A 15,048-nucleotide genomic window follows, 5' to 3' on the forward strand; every position below is an offset into this window, starting at 1 on the left:
CTAGGCCGCTCCGCCGACAGTCCGACCACGCCGCTCCACAGCGCCGCGGACTACGCTCCGCCCGTGCCGATCACTCCTCCGGACCCTGCCCTCGAGACCGCCGCCCGCGAGCGGCTCGCCGGCCTCGCGACGCCCGCCGGCGCGCTGGGGAGGCTCGGTGACCTGGGCGTGCGCCTGAGCGCGATGCTCGGCTCCGTGCCGCCGCCGGCGCTGACCGACGTGCGCCTCGTCGTGCTGGCCGGCGACCACGGCGTGGCCGCCCACGGCGTCTCGGCCTACCCGGCCGCGGTGACGCCGGCGATGGTCCGCTCGCTCCTCGCGGGCAGCGCCGGCGTCTCCGCGCTGGCCCGCGCCCACGACGTGCACGTGCGCGTGCTCGACCTCGGTGTCGACGACGACCTCGACGGCGTCCCGGCCGAGGTCAGCGCGCACAAGGTGCGCCGCGGCAGCGGCGCGATCCACCTCGAGGACGCCCTCACCGCCGAGGAGGTACGCCGTGCGCTCGAGGTCGGGCGCACCGTCGCGGCCGAGGAGGTCGCCGCGGGCGCCCAGGTGCTCATCAGCGGCGACCTCGGCATCGGGAACACCACCCCGGCCGCCGCGCTCGTCGCTGCAGCGCTCGGCCTGCCCGCCGAGGAGGTCGTCGGCCGCGGCACCGGTGTCGACGACGCCGGCCTGGCCCGCAAGACCGAGGTGGTGGCCCAGGCGCTGCGCCGCGTCGGCGACCGCACCGCCGACCCGCTCGAGACCCTGGCGGCGCTCGCCAGCGCCGACCTCGCCGCGACCACCGGCTTCGTGCTGGCCGCCGCGCGGGCCGGCGTGCCGGTCGTCCTCGACGGGCTGATGTCGGTCGCCTGCGCGCTGACCGCCGTCCGGATCGACCCGGGCGTGGCCGACTGGCTCGTCGCCGGCCACCGCTCGACCGAGCCCGCGCAGTCCCTGGCCCTGGAGAAGCTCGGGCTCGAGCCGCTGCTCGACCTCGACCTGCGCCTCGGCGAGGGCAGCGGCGCCGTGGCCGCCGTCCCCCTGCTCCGCAGCGCGGTGGGCCTGCTGCGCGACGTCGCGCTGCTGAGCGACCTGCTGCCCGGCTGAGGTGGGCCCGCTCCTCGACGCCTGGCGGCTCGCGGTCGGCACGTTGACCGCGGTCCCCGTCTCCCCGCCGCGCACGGTCGACGGCCGCACCGCCGGGCGAGCCATGCTGCTCGCCCCGCTGGCCGCCGTGCCGCTCGGCGCACTCGTCGCGGCGACCGGCCTGGTCGGCCGCGAGCTGGGCCTGACCGCGCTGCTGACCGCGGTCCTCGCGGTCGCGGCGCTCGTCGCCGGCAGCCGCGCCTTCCACCTCGACGGCCTGGCCGACACCGCCGACGGCCTGACCTCCTCCTACGACCGCCGCCGGTCGCTCGAGGTGATGCGGTCCGGCACGTCCGGACCGGCCGGGGTCGCCGCGGTCGTCCTCGTGCTCGGCACCCAGGTCGCCGCGCTGGCCGCCGTGCTCCGCACCGACCGCGGCTGGGCGGTCGCCGGCGTGCTGGTCTGCCTGTCCCGCTGCGCGCTCGCCCTCGGCTGCACCCGCGGTGTCCCGGGCGCCCGCGCCGACGGGCTCGGGTCGACCTACGTCGGCTCGGTCCGCCCGCTCGCCACCCTCGCGCTCCAGCTCGCCGCCGCGGCCCTGGCGTACGCCGTCGCCGGCCCGGCCGGGGTCGTCGCGGTCCTCGCCGCCACCGCGGTCGTCGTGCTGCTGCTCCGCAGGGCGGTCATGCGCCTCGGCGGCGTCACCGGCGACATCCTCGGCGCGTCCGTCGAGCTGGCCCTCGCCACCCTGCTCGTCGTCGCCTCCGCGTGAGGGACGCAGCCGGACTCAGAGCGGGTCGGGCAGCACCAGCACCCGCCCGGCGACGACCAGGTGCACCTCGTCGCACGCCGCGCCGAGCCGCTGGTTGACCGTGCCGAGCAGGTCGCGGAAGAGCCGCCCCGACCGGTGCGCCGGCACGACGCCGAGCCCCACCTCGTTGGTCACCAGCACCACGGGCCCACGAGCGACACCCAGCGCGGCCACCACCGGCTCGACCGCACCGAGCACCAGACCGTGCACTTCATCGGCCGGCGCGTCCCAGAGCCCGGCCTCGTCGACCAGCGCGGTCAGCCAGGTCCCGACGCAGTCCACGAGGACAGCCCCGGAACCACCCGAGAGGGCCGCCGCCAGGTCGGCGGTCTCGACCGTCGTCCACGACGCCGGCCGGCGCGCCCGGTGCGCGGCGACCCGCGCGGCCCAGTCGGCGTCGTCGGCCGACGGCGACGGCCCGGGGGCGACGTACGCGACCGCCGGCTCGTCGGCCAGCAGCCGCTCGGCGTGTGTCGACTTCCCCGACCGCACGCCACCGGTCACCAACACCCTGGAGGCCTCCACAGGCACGGAGCCTAGCCAGCCGATGATCGGGCCTCCGACCTCTTGCTAGGACGTCCAACCAAATGGCAGAGTGCCGTGCATGAGCACCTCGCCGAGCACACCAGGGCTGGACGCCGAGGAGCGTCGCGCGATCGTCGAGGCGGTCCGCGACTTCACCGAGGCCCGGATCGCGCCGAAGGCCGTCGAGTGGGACCAGGCCCACCACTTCCCGGTCGACGTGCTGGCCGAGGCCGGCGGGCTCGGCCTGGGCGCGATCTACGCGAAGGAGGACGTCGGCGGCTCCGGCCTCGGCCGCAGCGAGGCCGTGCTGATCTTCGAGCAGCTCTCCCGCGGCGACGTCGCGGTGGCGGCGTACATCTCCATCCACAACATGGCCGTCTGGATGATCGACACGTTCGGCACCGACGAGCAGCGTGCCCGCTGGGTCCCGCACCTGGCCGGCATGGAGAACCTCGCGAGCTACTGCCTCACCGAGCCCGACGCCGGCTCCGACGCCGGCAACCTGCGCACCACCGCGCGCCGCGAGGGCGACGAGTGGGTGCTGTCCGGCACCAAGCAGTTCATCTCCGGCGCGGGCGCCTCGAGCGTGTACGTCGTCATGGCCCGCACCGGCGGCGCCGGCCCGAAGGGCATCAGCGCGTTCATCGTGCCGGCGGAGTCCGAGGGGCTCTCCTTCGGGCCTGCGGAGCAGAAGATGGGGTGGCACGCCCAGCCCACCCGCCAGGTCGTCATGGACGGCGTCCGCGTCCCCGCCGAGAACCTCCTCGGCGAGGAGGGCCAGGGCTTCACCATCGCGATGCGCGGCCTCAACGGCGGCCGGCTCAACATCGCCGCGTGCTCGCTCGGCGGCGCCCAGTGGGCCGTCGACCGCGCGGCCGAGCACCTGCGCACCCGGCAGGCCTTCGGCGGCCCGTTGACCGACCAGCAGGGCCTGGTCTTCGCGCTCGCCGACGCGCACATCGAGCTCCAGGCCGCGCGCACGATGCTGCACGACGCCGCCGCCCGCCTCGACGCCGGCGACCCGGACGCCGCGGTCGTGGTGGCGGGTGCCAAGCGCTTCGTCACCGACGCCGGCTGGAAGGCCGCCAACACCGCCCTGCAGCTGCACGGCGGCTACGGCTACCTTGCCGAGTACGGCATCGAGAAGGTCGTCCGCGACCTCCGCGTCCACCAGATCCTCGAAGGGACCAACGAGATCATGCGAGTCATCGTGGGCCGCGCGCTCACCCAGGGAGCGGCATGACCGACGAGCAGGCGGGCGCGCAGGAGCCCGAGGTCGTCGTCTCCGCCACCGGCCGGCTCGGCCGGCTCGAGCTCAACCGGCCGCGCGCGATCAACGCGCTCAACCACACCATGGTCGGGCTGCTCCGGGACGCCCTCGACGCCTGGCGCGACGACGACGCGGTCCGCACCGTGCTGCTCACCGGGCGCGGTGAGCGCGGCCTGTGCGCCGGCGGCGACATCGTGTCGATCTGGAAGGACGCGAAGGCCGGCACCCACGAGTCCGCGCGCTTCTGGTCCGACGAGTACGTCCTGAACCACGCGATCAACACCTACCCCAAGCCGTACGTCGCCGTGATGGACGGCATCGTCCTCGGCGGCGGCATCGGGGTCTCGGCGCACGCCAGCCACCGCGTCGTCACCGAGCGCTCCTCTCTCGGCATGCCCGAGACCGGCATCGGCTTCGTGCCCGACGTCGGCGGCACCTGGCTGCTCTCCCACGCCCCCGGCGAGCTCGGCACCCACCTCGGCCTGACCGCCGGCTCGGTCGGCCCCGGCGACGCGATCGCCCTCGGCCTGGCCGACCACTACGTCCCCTCCGACCGCCTCGACGAGCTGGCCCGCCGGCTCGCCGACGAGGACCCGGACGCCGTGCTGGCCGACCTCGCCGAGGCCGCCCCGGAGGCCCCGCTGCTCGCCCAGCGCGACTGGATCGACGAGTGCTACGCCGGCGACGACGCGGCCGCGGTCCTGGCGCGGCTGCGCGAGCACCGCTCCCCCGAGGCGCACCGGGCCGCGGAGACGCTGGCCAAGCGCTCGCCGTTCGCCGTCACCGCCACCCTGCGCGCCCTGCGCGAGGCCGCCGGCCTGGCCGACCTCGGCGAGGCGCTCGCGATGGAGCTGCGGCTGACCGTCCGCTTCCTCGACGTGCCCGACTTCGTCGAGGGCGTCCGCGCCCAGGTCATCGACAAGGACCGCAACCCGCAGTGGCAGCCGGCCTCGCTCGACGAGGTCGACCCCGCCACCGTCGCCGCCCTCTTCGAGCCGCTGCCCACTGGCGAGCTCGAGCTCACCACCACCTCCGGAGGACCCGCATGAGCACCACCTCGGACCAGGTCGCCTTCATCGGCCTGGGCAACATGGGCGGCCCGATGGCCGCCAACCTCGTCAAGGCCGGCCGCACCGTCACCGGCTTCGACGTGGGCCAGGAGGCCTGCGACAAGGCCCGTGAGGCCGGCGTCGACGTCAAGGGCTCGGCCGCCGAGGCCGTCCAGGGCGCCGGCACCGTCATCACGATGCTCCCCAACGGCGCCCTCCTGCTGTCGGTGTACGACGAGGTGCTGGGCGCCGCCGCGCCGGGCACGCTCTTCGTCGACTGCTCGACCGTCGCCGTCTCCGACGCCCGCCAGGCCGCCGACCTCGCCGTCGCCGCGGGCCACCGCGCCGCGGACGCCCCGGTCTCCGGCGGCGTCGGTGGTGCCGAGGCCGGCACGCTCACGTTCATGCTCGGCTGTGACGAGGCGCTCGTCGAGCAGGCCACCGCGCTGCTGGACCCGATGGCCGGCCGCGTCGTCCACTGCGGCGCCTCGGGCGCCGGCCAGGCCGCGAAGATCTGCAACAACATGGTGCTCGGCGCCTCGATGATCGCGATCTCCGAGGCGTTCGTGCTCGGCGAGAAGCTCGGCCTGACCCACCAGGCGTTCTTCGACGTCGCCTCCACCGCCTCGGGCCAGTGCTGGGCGCTGACCACCAACTGCCCGGTCCCCGGCCCGGTGCCGACCAGCCCGGCCAACCGCGACTGGAAACCCGGCTTCGCCGGCGCGCTCATGGCCAAGGACCTCGGCCTGGCCCGCCGTGCGGTCGAGGAGTCCGGCACCGACGCCGCCGTCGGCTCGCTCGCCGAGGAGCTCTACCGTCGCTTCGCCGACGAGGGCGGCGCCGGCCTCGACTTCTCCGCCATCGTCAACACCATCCGGGAGCGCTCGGCCGCCACGGCCGAGTGACCCGACCAGACCCGACCAGACCCGCAGTCGAACCCGCACCAGAGGAGCCCCATGTCGTCGTCGTACGAGACCATCCAGGTGACCCGCGAGGGCCGCGTCGGGACGATCACCCTCGACCGCCCGAAGGCGCTCAACGCGCTCAACGCGCAGCTGATGACCGAGGTCGTCGCGGCCGCCGAGGAGCTCGACGCCGACCGTGGCATCGGCGCGATCGTCGTCACCGGCTCCGAGCGGGCCTTCGCGGCCGGCGCGGACATCAAGGAGATGGCCGAGCAGTCGTACGCCGACATGGCGCTCGGCGACTGGTTCTCCGCCTGGGACCGCTTCGCGACGCTCCGCACGCCGGTCGTCGCCGGCGTCTCCGGGCACGCGCTGGGCGGCGGCTGCGAGCTGGCGATGATGTGCGACATCATCATTGCCGCGGAGTCGGCCCGCTTCGGCCAGCCGGAGATCAACCTCGGAGTCTTCCCCGGCATCGGTGGCACCCAGCGGCTGACCCGCGCGGTCGGCAAGGCCGTCGCGATGGACCTCATCCTCACCGGCCGCACGATGACCGCCCAGGAGGCGCTCGCCGTCGGCCTGGTCTCCCGCGTCGTGCCGACCGGGGAGCTGCTCGCGCAGGTCGCCGAGGTCGCGGCCACCATCGCCGAGAAGTCCCTCCCGGTCCTCTACGCCACCAAGGAGGCCGTCAACCGCGCCTTCGAGACCACGCTCGCCGAGGGCGTGAAGTTCGAGCGCCGCACCTTCCACGCGGCGTTCGCGCTCGAGGACCGCACCGAGGGCATGGGCGCATTCGTGGAGAAGCGGAAGGCCGAGTTCAAGCACCGCTGACGTCGGCGCGGAGGTACGCCGCCACCGCGGCGGCGACCTGCGGCCCGTGCGTCAGCGGCACCATGTGGGCGCCGACCGGCAGCGTCTCCACCCGGGACCCTGCCGGCCCGGCCGCCGCGACCCGCTCCGCCCAGTCGACCGGGCAGATCCGGTCGTGCCGCCCGCGCAGCACGAGCACCGGGCAGCGCACCCGCGCGAGCGTCGCCACGACGTCGTCGCGCCGGGCGGTGTCCATCGTGCGGGCGATGTGCAGCAGCCCGGTGCGCGGGTAGCTCCACAGCAGGAACGGCACCTGTCCGGGCCGCTCGAAGCGGGCGGTCCGCAACCACCGCTCGGCGAGGGCCGGCCAGCTCCGCGCCCGGGGGTCGGTGCTGGGTCCGACCAGCACCAGCCCGGCCACCCGCTCGGGCGCGGCGGCCGCCGCGTGCGCGACGACCTGAGCGCCGGCGGAGTGCCCCAGCAGCACGACCCGGCCGTCCTCCGGCCGCAGCCGCTCGACGAGCCGGCGGCCGAGCGCAGCCGGGTCGAGCCGGTCACCGCGGCTCGGACGCTCGCCGTACCCCGGCAGCAGGACGGTGCGCGTGCGCCGGCCCGGCAGCGCGGCGTATGTCGTCTCCCACGCGGTCGGGCGCAGGCCGAGCCCCGGCACAGCGACCAGTGTCGGACCCGCCTCAGGGAGCAAAGTCACCACGCCCCGCGCGGAACCGTCCCAGGACGTCCACCAGCACGGCCACGTCGTCCGACGACAGCCCGATCGCCTCGAACACCTCGGCGTTGAGGACCGCTGTCGCCTCCTCGACCAGCCGCGAGCCGGACGCGGTCAGCACCAGGACCGCCGACCGGCCGTCGTCGGGGTTGGCCACCCGCTCGACGTGCCCGTCCTCCGCGAGCCGGGCCGCGAGGCTGGTCAGCGATGTCGGGTGCACCTGGAGGCGCTGCCCGGCGCGGCGCATCGTCATCCGCTGCTCGGAGGCGAACGACAGCAGCCGCAGCAGCTCGAACCGCGCGAACGTCAGCCCGAAGGGCCGCAGCAGCCCGTCGATCTGGGTCAGCAGCAGCTGCTGGGCGCGCATCACCGAGGTGACCGCGGCCATCCCGGGGGCGGCGTCCTCCCACCCGTGGGCGATCCACTGGCGGCGCGCCTCGGCGATCGGGTCGCGACCGGGCGTGGGTGGGCTGCTCATCGCCCGGAGCCTAGAACAGGTCGGCAGCCCGCGTAGTCACCTCGGCGCCCCCGTCGACGTAGAGCACCTGCCCCGTGACGTGGGTGTTGTCCGCCGACACCAGGAACGCCAGCACCTTCGCCACCGCCTCGGGCGGCGCGTAGCCGTTCAGCGGCATCGGCACCGCGGCGTCCATCAGCTCGCGCATCACCGGGTCCTCGAAGAGGCCGGTGGTCATCTGGGTCAGCACCACGCCCGGGGCGACGACGTTCAGCGCGATGCCGGCGTCCGCCCACCCGGGCGAGACCGACGTACGCCGCGCCCACTCCGCGATCGCAGCCTTGGTCGCCGGGTAGATCGAGTGCGGCCGGCCGCCATCGGTCAGCTCGCTCGCACGGGCGACGCCCGTCGCCTCGTCCCCGTCGAGGCAGGCGCGCCGGACCCGGTCGTCGTTGCCCATCGTCCCCGAGATCGACCCGATCACCGCGACCCGAGGGGCGTCGGAGGCGGCGAGCAGCGGCTGCAGCGCCTCGACCACGTCGACGGTCCCGAAGTAGTTGATGCGCACCATCAGCGGGCTCGGCTGGGCCACCCCGGCGCAGGTGACCAGCGCGTCGATGCGGTCACCCGCCAGCTCGCGCACCCCCACGACCGCGGCGGCCCGTCCCTCCGGGGTCGACAGGTCGGCGACGACCTCGGCGTCGCGCAGGTCGACGCCGATGACCTCCTCGCCGCGGACCCTGAGCTGCTCGGCGAGGGCATGGCCGATGCCTGCGGCGCTGCCGGTGATGACGGTACGACGGGGCACGGCGCCTCCTGGTCTCGTGGGACGCGGCGGACGCTAGCAGCGCGGTGACGCGGGCGTGCCCGCTCCGCCGACCCAGCGGGACCTGGGTCCCTCGAGGTGGTTGGACCCACCCCTTCGGGTCTATTGCCAGGTCGGTGGTTTCACCCCGGCGGACCCGGGTAGGGAGGGGTCATGACGACGAGTGCTGTGCCCCTAGGACGCCGACCGAAGGACCTCCGTCGCAAGGCCGAGACCGCCCGTCTGTTCGCGGAGGCGGCCGCCACCGACAACGAGATCGAGCGCGAGCGCCTCCACGAGGAGATCGTCCTCCTCAACATCGAGGTCGCCCGCACCCTCGCGTCCCGGTTCCGCAACCGCGGCGTCCCGCTCGAGGACCTCGAGCAGGTCGCCCTCCTCACCCTCGTGCGGATCGTCCCGAAGTTCGACGCCAGCAAGGACCGCGACTTCCTCGCGTACGCCGTGCCGTCGATCCGCGGTGACCTCAAGCGCTACTTCCGCGACTTCGGCTGGATGGTCCGTCCGCCGCGCCGCGTCCAGGAGATCCAGTCCGAGGTCGTCGCCGCGCACCAGCGCGCCCGCGAGTCCGGCGAGCCGGCCTCGGCGGAGAAGATCGCCGAGCAGCTCGACCTGAAGCCCTCCGAGGTGCAGGCCGCGCTCATGGCCGACGGCTGCTTCCAGCCGCTCTCCCTCGACGTGCCGGTCTCGCCCGACCACGGCCGTGGCTCGCTGGGCGACACCCTCAGCGACGACGACCCGGGCGGTGAGCGCGCGGCCGAGGCGCGGGCGATGCTGACCCCGCTCATGCGCGAGCTCAGCGAGCGCGACCGCCGCATCCTCCACCTGCGCTTCGCCGAGGACTGCACCCAGCAGGAGATCGCCGACCAGCTCGGCGTCACCCAGATGCAGGTCTCGCGCCTGCTCAGCCGGATCCTCGGCACGTTGCGCGAGGGCATCGGCGACCTGGAGCCCACCGGGGTCTGACTCCCCGGCCCACACACGCACGACGGCCCGTCACTCCTCCGGGAGTGACGGGCCGTGCTGTGTCGTGCGCTGTGTCTGGAAGACGGGTCCGAGCGGCTAGGCCGACTCGAGCGTCATGGTCCGGAAGCGACCGGCGGTGCCGGTCAGCTCCACCACCCGGGCGACCGCCGCGCTGAGGGCCGCCACGCTGAAGGTCCCGCCGGAGGCGGCCACCTCCTGCTGGCAGGCGAGCAGCGCGGAGAGTCCCGTGCAGTCGATGAAGGTCACTCCCTCGAGGTCGATCACGACGGACCTGCAGCCGTCCGCGGAGCGGCGCGCGACGGCACCTCGCAGGCCGGACACCGAGAGGACGTCCAGCTCGCCCGTGACGACGACGTGCAGCTGAGGCGGATCAGCCACGGTGTTGAGTGAGAAGTACAAGTGACCGACAATCCGGGCCGAGAGGTCCTGGGAGGTGGCACCGGAAGCTCCGGGCACGTCTTCGACGCTACGCCGCGTCGGTGTCCACGTCACCATCCCGAGGCGAACAATCGGTGCGTCACCCCCCGGGGTGAGGCGGGCCGCACCGCCCGTGCTGGTCGGTTTGCGGCCCGCCCGGATCGGGCAGAGAGCCCTCGGCAGCCCGCGTCCCGGGGGCGGGTTGCCACTCGGGATCGCGTCCGGACGCTGAAATGCCAGGACGCGACCTCTGGGGGGCATCGGTCGCGACCTGGCACCCGCATCGTGGCACAGCCGGGATCCTCCGCGGCAGTTGGTCGAGACCACCGGCGTGTCGGCTCAGGTCAGAGGCTGATCCGTCGGTTGCTACCCGCGTCGCACTCGATCGTGCTGCTCCAGGTCGTCGTCCATGTCCTGAACGAAGCCGTGACGGTGACGACGTAAGCCGTGCTCCCGACGTCGACGGGCTGACTGATCGACGTGCCACCGCGCTTCCCCGGCAGCTGCGCTGTGCTGGATCCGTCGGACGCCAAGGTCACCGCATAGGTGGTACCGGGCAGCTGCGCGCCGTCGGTGATGCCGTCGATGGACACGCTGGCGCCCTCGCGGAACAGGTTGAAGATGCTGTACTCGCACTTGAGGGAACCGGTGACGTCGGAGATGGGTGGCATCCGCGCCACCGTGACCGCCGTACCGCCGGGCTTCACCTGTCCGTTGAAGACCGCCTGGGCGACCTGCGGGACGGCCAGGAAGCACAGCACCGCGAGCGCGAGCGACACGGCTCGACGCCACGTGTCGGTGCTGCGGGACATGGGTGCTCTCCTGTGCTGCGGGGGTGTCGTGCGGGGTGTTCTCGGGGTATGGACAGGAGTCTGCCGACACGGGTTCAAGGGGCCCGAGGCGGAACCTCAAGGAACATGCAAGGTCTGGCACACTCGGCGCCGTGGACGGATCGGGTTCGGGTCAGGAGCGCACGGCACTGGTCGTCGAGGACGACGAGGACATCCGCGCACTCATCGAGTTCACGCTGCAGACCCAGGGCTTCGACGTCACGGCCGTCGACTCGGGCCTGGCCGGCGTCGAGGCGGTGCACTCCCTCGACCCCGACCTGATCACCCTGGACCTCGGCCTGCCGGGCATCGACGGGATCGAGACCTGCCGGCGGATCCGCGAGACGAGCGACGCCTACATCGTCATGATCACCGCCCGTGACGACGAGATCGACCGGCTGATCGGCCTCGAGACCGGCGCGGACGACTTCCTCTCCAAGCCGTTCAGCGTCCGTGAGCTCAAGGCCCGGGTCAACGCCCTGTTCCGGCGCCCGCGCCGCGGTCCGGCGCTGTCGGTGGTGCCGACCAGCTCCGGCGAGCCCGAGCACGAGGTGCTCGAGCACGGCCCGTTGAGGGTCGACGTCGACGGTCGGCGTGCATTCCGGGGCGAGGAGGAGCTCTCGCTCACCCGGACCGAGTTCGACCTGCTCACCGAGCTGATGCGCACGCCGGCGCGGGTCTGGACCCGCGAGGCACTGCTCCGCTCGGTGTGGGGCACCGACTGGGCGACCGACACCCACCTGGTCGAGGTCCACGTCGGCAACCTGCGCCGCAAGCTCGGCGAGTCCCGCGAGGGACCCAAGTTCGTGCGGACCGTGCGGGGCGTCGGCTACCGCATGGAGTCGCTGTAGCCCCGGAGCGCCCGGCTCAGCCGGCCCGGTACGCCGCGAGGTAGTCGGCCAGCGCCGTCTCGGCGCGGTCGGCGGCATCGGCGAGCGCGGCCGCCTGCTGGCGGGCGGCGACCACGTCGCGGCACCGCACGTGCTGCTCGACGGCGAGCGCCAGGTGGGCCAGCTCGTGGGTCCCGACGGTGCTCGAGGAGACCTTGAGGCTGAGCACCGAGTCCATCGCGGCGACCAGGTCGCCGTCGAGGAGCGCGTCGAGGATTCGACGCACCCGGCTCTCGAGCATCGAGCAGTAGCGCCGGGCGAAGGAGATCGCGAACTCGCAGTCCTGGATGTCCGAGCCGAGGCGCGTGAGCGCCTCGCGGTCGAGGACGAGGGTGGCGCTCATGCCTGCTCCGCCGCGGTCTCGTCGTCCTCGTCGGTGTCCTCGTCCTCGTCGGTGTCCTCGTCCTCGTCGGAGGACCAGATCAGGGACATGCCGAGCAGGATGGCGCCGCCGAGCGCGACCCAGAGGACCCCGTCCTGCACGATCGGCGAGCGGAGCGTGCGGATGACGGTGCCGAGGCTCGGGACGACGGCCTGCATCTCCCAGACGGTGTCGCCCTCGAGGGTGGCGACCCACGGGTCGACGTTCTCGTTGTTGTCGCCCTTGGTCCGGATGGCGATGGTGCCGTCCTCGTTGTCGATGACCTCGACGACGCGGTGGGTCTCGACGCGGTGGTCCTCGACGGGGATGTGGTAGCTGATGACGTCACTGACGGCGACCTCGGAGGCCGGCTCGGGGGTGGTCACGACGACGTCGCCGGGCATGATGCCGGGCTCCATGCTGCCGGTGAGCATGGTGGAGGTGCGGTAACCCAGCAGGTGCGGGCCGACCGCGAGGAAGCAGAACGCCAGCGCGCCTACGAGCAGCACCACGGTGGTGACCATGCTGATCAGCCGGCGGGCCCAGCGACGGCCGGAGCGCTCGCCATGGGGCTGCTCCTGCGGCGCCTGCGGATCGGACGCCTCGGCGGCGAGCTGCACGAGGACCGGCCGACGGGCGATGACGCGCTGCGGCTGCTCGGCGCGGTGGCGACCGACGGTGACGGCCTGCGGTGCGACGGTGCTCACGACCGAACTCCTCGGGACTGGTGGGGCCGGACTGGTGGAGTCCTGATGACGAGAACTCTGCCGCTCGCAGATCAAGGGCCCCGCTGGTGCAACCCCGAGATCTCCTCAAGGCCTGCTCAACCCCGCTCAGGCCTGTGCCGGCCGGTCGAACCACCCGGCCAGGGCGGGCACCCGGCGCAGCACGAGCTGGTCGACCAGCAGTGCCAGCAGCAGCGAGATCCCGAAGAACGGCAGCAGCAGCCCGAGCACCACGATGCCGACCGTCAGGGCCGGCGTGGAGCGCAGCGGCATCCGCCCCCGCGGCGCACCGATCGACGCCTTGCCACGTGGCCGCCGACGCCACCACATCAGCGGCCCGGAGACGCACGAGACGACCACCCCGACGCACATCAGCGCCGCGCCCCAGAACGACCACAGCCCGAGGCTGCGCCCCTCGTGCAGCCCGATGCCCTGGGCGACCACCTTCGCCAGCGCCGGGTAGTCGTCGTACCCGTAGGTGGAGACGACCTGCCCGCCGTACCGGTCCACGTGCACCGTCCGCTCGTCCGACGGCGCGTCGAACGCGTAGCCGATGACCGAGAAGACCCCGTCGTCGGTGCTCGGCAGCGCAATCGTGAACGGCCGGCGCAGACCCTCGCGCTCGGCGACGACGACCGCGGTGTCGACGTTCGCGACGCTGACCTCGCCGGCCGCGTCCGGCTCGGGCACCTCCGACCGCGGCACCTCGGACTTGTGCTGCGCCCAGGGCGCGTCCTGCACGTGGCTGTGCGGGAGCGACTCGTCCAGCGTCGAGACCGGGTCGGAGAAGCCGCCGTGGTCGGTGCTCCACATCGAGGAGCCCCGGGCGGTGGCGAGCTCCTGGACCTTCGCGCCCCAGAAGCCGGTCCAGGGCAGCCCGGAGACGAGCAGCGTGAGCAGGCCGACGCCGACGACGGCGCCGACGACGCCGTGCCGGGCACGGAGCCTCGCCCCCGGTCGGCCCGACCGCGCCAGCCGTCGTCGCGCCTTGCGGCCGCGGAAGAACAGGTAGTAGCCGGTGATCGCCATGACGATCGCCCAGCAGGCGCCGAGCTCCATGACTGCATCGCCGACCCGGCCGGACATCAGGTCGGCGTGCAGCCGCACCGCCGTGCCGGAGAGGGTCGTGTCGGGGTTCATCGACCCGAGCACCTCGACCGCGAACGGGTCGACGAACACGTCGCGGCCCTCGCCGTCGGCCAGGACGACGGAGAAGACCGTGCTCCGGCCCTCCTCGCGCGGCTCGGCCAGCGAGACGACCGTGGCGTCGGGGTAGGCCGACTGGACGGCGGCGAGCTGCGCGGAGTACGGCTGCGCGATCTGCTGGGTGGCCGTCGGCTCCGCCTTCATCAGATCGGGGTGGAGCAGCGGCTCGAGCTGGAAGCGGAAGAGGTAGATCAACCCGGTCACCGCGAGCACCAGCAGCACCGGCACGACGACGAAGGAGGCGAAGAAGTGCCAGCGCCACACGGCGCGGAAGAGGCCGCCGCCGGACGGCTTGCCGGCGCGGTCGTGCCGGCGCCGTGGCGGGCCGGGGTCGGGATCGGGAGCGCGCTCGGGCACGCGGAGGTCGGTCATGCGGTCTCTCCTCGAGACGGCGTGCGGCTGCACCGGACCGGACGGGCCGGGCAGGCGCCACGCACGCAGGGGTCGACGGACCGCCTCGGGTGGCGGTCCGCTGCGGACGGGAGTCAGGCCGCGAGGAGAGGCGGCCCACGGCGTACGACGCAGCGCGCGAGGAGGAAGGTCGTGCGAGGGGCCGGTTCGTCGGACCGCACCGTGGCGGTGGCGACGGCCGGCACGCGGACCGCGCGGAGCACGGCGAGCGCGAGCAGGAACGGCCGGAGGAAGGCGGTCGAGGCGAGTGCGACGAGCGTCCACAGGGACCGTTCCCCCACCGCCAGCCACAGCCCGACGAGGACCGCGGCCACGAGGTGGACCGCCATCATCGGCGCGTGGGCGGTGACGTCGGAGACCAGGTGCCCGACCGGGAGCGCGGGGGCGACCGCGTGACCGGTGCCCTCGTAGGCCTCCTGGAGCGAGCCGACGCGACGGCCGTCGACGACGGGCAGCGCGGCTCCGGTCGCGTGCGCCAGTGGCCCGCGCCCTGCGGGTGCGTCACCGACGTGGCCACCCGTCGCGGTCAGCACGGCGTGCACGCCGGCCTGGCCCAGCACGAGCATGACCACCACGCGCAGCGACGAGGCGGGGCGGGCGAGCAGCGCAGCCGAGACGACCGCCCCGACGACCACCAGCAGCACCAGCACGCCCGGCCCGGGCAGCAGCCCCTCGGCCGTGACGTGGCCCGCCGCGCCGAGGAAGACGGCCAGGAGCGTCACGACGACGGCGCGTGCCCACAGCACGACCGGGTCCATCCGACGCTCCACGCC

At 74.0% G+C, this 15,048-nt stretch carries 18 protein-coding genes; 8 read left to right on the plus strand and 10 right to left on the minus strand.

The features are described 5' to 3' along the window. Nucleotides 1–63 precede the first annotated feature (63 nt). Together cobT and H7344_RS07435 are read left to right on the plus strand one after the other, a co-directional pair. Complete coding sequence (cobT, locus tag H7344_RS07430; RefSeq protein WP_186345372.1) at nucleotides 64–1,092, plus strand: nicotinate-nucleotide--dimethylbenzimidazole phosphoribosyltransferase; 1,029 nt, start codon at nucleotides 64–66, stop codon at nucleotides 1,090–1,092. Nucleotide 1,093: 1 nt separating this feature from the next. Beyond that, nucleotides 1,094–1,843, plus strand: coding sequence for an adenosylcobinamide-GDP ribazoletransferase (locus tag H7344_RS07435; protein WP_186345373.1), 750 nt, complete (start codon nucleotides 1,094–1,096; stop codon nucleotides 1,841–1,843). 15 nt (nucleotides 1,844–1,858) lie between these two features. Here the strand turns inward: H7344_RS07435 and H7344_RS07440 are convergent, their stop codons facing one another. Then, the gene (locus H7344_RS07440) at nucleotides 1,859–2,407 is read right to left on the minus strand and encodes a bifunctional adenosylcobinamide kinase/adenosylcobinamide-phosphate guanylyltransferase (protein ID WP_229707060.1); all 549 of its coding nucleotides are present in this window, start codon (nucleotides 2,405–2,407) and stop codon (nucleotides 1,859–1,861) included. A 79-nt stretch (nucleotides 2,408–2,486) separates the two neighbouring features. On the opposite strand from H7344_RS07440, the gene H7344_RS07445 reads away from it, so the two are divergent. The 4 genes from H7344_RS07445 to H7344_RS07460 are packed head-to-tail and all read left to right on the plus strand — an operon-like array spanning nucleotide 2,487 to nucleotide 6,462. Beyond that, on the plus strand, nucleotides 2,487–3,650 hold the full coding sequence (locus H7344_RS07445; RefSeq protein WP_186345374.1) for an acyl-CoA dehydrogenase family protein: 1,164 nt from the start codon (nucleotides 2,487–2,489) through the stop codon (nucleotides 3,648–3,650). Then, nucleotides 3,647–4,726, plus strand: coding sequence for an enoyl-CoA hydratase/isomerase family protein (locus tag H7344_RS07450; RefSeq protein ID WP_186345375.1), 1,080 nt, complete (start codon nucleotides 3,647–3,649; stop codon nucleotides 4,724–4,726). Before H7344_RS07445 ends, H7344_RS07450 begins: the two co-directional genes overlap by 4 nt. Then, entirely contained in the window at nucleotides 4,723–5,631 is a 909-nt protein-coding gene (mmsB, locus tag H7344_RS07455; protein WP_186345376.1) for a 3-hydroxyisobutyrate dehydrogenase, read from the plus strand. The genes H7344_RS07450 and mmsB overlap by 4 nt, the downstream gene beginning before the upstream one ends. Before the next feature lie 51 nt (nucleotides 5,632–5,682). Further along, the gene (locus H7344_RS07460) at nucleotides 5,683–6,462 is read left to right on the plus strand and encodes an enoyl-CoA hydratase (RefSeq protein WP_186345377.1); all 780 of its coding nucleotides are present in this window, start codon (nucleotides 5,683–5,685) and stop codon (nucleotides 6,460–6,462) included. On the opposite strand, the gene H7344_RS07465 is transcribed toward H7344_RS07460, so the two are convergent. The 3 genes from H7344_RS07465 to H7344_RS07475 are packed head-to-tail and all read right to left on the minus strand — an operon-like array spanning nucleotide 6,449 to nucleotide 8,433. After that, nucleotides 6,449–7,111 carry an alpha/beta fold hydrolase gene (locus tag H7344_RS07465; RefSeq protein WP_186345378.1) on the minus strand — a complete coding sequence of 221 codons (663 nt, stop codon included), beginning with the start codon at nucleotides 7,109–7,111 and terminating at the stop codon, nucleotides 6,449–6,451. The two genes, H7344_RS07460 and H7344_RS07465, sit on opposite strands and share 14 nt — an antisense overlap. Nucleotides 7,112–7,133: 22 nt before the next feature. Next, on the minus strand, nucleotides 7,134–7,646 hold the full coding sequence (locus tag H7344_RS07470) for a MarR family winged helix-turn-helix transcriptional regulator (protein ID WP_186345379.1): 513 nt from the start codon (nucleotides 7,644–7,646) through the stop codon (nucleotides 7,134–7,136). A gap of 10 nt (nucleotides 7,647–7,656) precedes the next feature. Further along, nucleotides 7,657–8,433 carry an SDR family oxidoreductase gene (locus tag H7344_RS07475; RefSeq protein WP_186345380.1) on the minus strand — a complete coding sequence of 259 codons (777 nt, stop codon included), beginning with the start codon at nucleotides 8,431–8,433 and terminating at the stop codon, nucleotides 7,657–7,659. Nucleotides 8,434–8,604: 171 nt separating this feature from the next. Here H7344_RS07475 and H7344_RS07480 point away from each other — a divergent pair, with 171 nt between their 5' ends. Then, a complete protein-coding gene (locus tag H7344_RS07480) occupies nucleotides 8,605–9,414 on the plus strand; it encodes a sigma-70 family RNA polymerase sigma factor (protein ID WP_186345381.1) in 810 nt (269 codons plus the stop codon). Nucleotides 9,415–9,510: 96 nt separating this feature from the next. Here H7344_RS07480 and H7344_RS07485 read toward each other — a convergent pair whose 3' ends face one another. Next, a complete protein-coding gene (locus H7344_RS07485) occupies nucleotides 9,511–9,813 on the minus strand; it encodes an STAS domain-containing protein (RefSeq protein WP_186345382.1) in 303 nt (100 codons plus the stop codon). 383 nt (nucleotides 9,814–10,196) lie between these two features. Continuing rightward, nucleotides 10,197–10,664, minus strand: a complete 468-nt coding sequence (locus H7344_RS07490; protein WP_186345383.1) for a hypothetical protein — start codon at nucleotides 10,662–10,664, stop codon at nucleotides 10,197–10,199. Nucleotides 10,665–10,795: 131 nt separating this feature from the next. Between H7344_RS07490 and H7344_RS07495 the strand changes: the two genes are divergently transcribed. After that, nucleotides 10,796–11,533, plus strand: coding sequence for a response regulator transcription factor (locus tag H7344_RS07495; RefSeq protein WP_229707059.1), 738 nt, complete (start codon nucleotides 10,796–10,798; stop codon nucleotides 11,531–11,533). A gap of 16 nt (nucleotides 11,534–11,549) precedes the next feature. Here H7344_RS07495 and H7344_RS07500 read toward each other — a convergent pair whose 3' ends face one another. The 4 genes from H7344_RS07500 to H7344_RS07515 all read right to left on the minus strand — a co-directional run bounded on the left by H7344_RS07500 (nucleotide 11,550) and on the right by H7344_RS07515 (nucleotide 15,045). Then, nucleotides 11,550–11,915: a hypothetical protein gene (locus tag H7344_RS07500; protein ID WP_186345384.1), complete on the minus strand. Its 366-nt coding sequence runs from the start codon at nucleotides 11,913–11,915 to the stop codon at nucleotides 11,550–11,552. Next, entirely contained in the window at nucleotides 11,912–12,640 is a 729-nt protein-coding gene (locus tag H7344_RS07505) for a signal peptidase I (RefSeq protein ID WP_186345385.1), read from the minus strand. Before H7344_RS07505 ends, H7344_RS07500 begins: the two co-directional genes overlap by 4 nt. Nucleotides 12,641–12,766: 126 nt before the next feature. Then, nucleotides 12,767–14,236 carry a PepSY-associated TM helix domain-containing protein gene (locus H7344_RS07510; protein WP_186345386.1) on the minus strand — a complete coding sequence of 490 codons (1,470 nt, stop codon included), beginning with the start codon at nucleotides 14,234–14,236 and terminating at the stop codon, nucleotides 12,767–12,769. Between the two features lie 113 nt (nucleotides 14,237–14,349). Beyond that, complete coding sequence (locus H7344_RS07515; RefSeq protein ID WP_186345387.1) at nucleotides 14,350–15,045, minus strand: hypothetical protein; 696 nt, start codon at nucleotides 15,043–15,045, stop codon at nucleotides 14,350–14,352. Between the last annotated feature and the right edge of the window lie 3 nt (nucleotides 15,046–15,048).

The sequence above is a fragment of the Nocardioides deserti genome (assembly GCF_014266025.1).
Classification (GTDB): domain Bacteria; phylum Actinomycetota; class Actinomycetes; order Propionibacteriales; family Nocardioidaceae; genus Nocardioides; species Nocardioides deserti.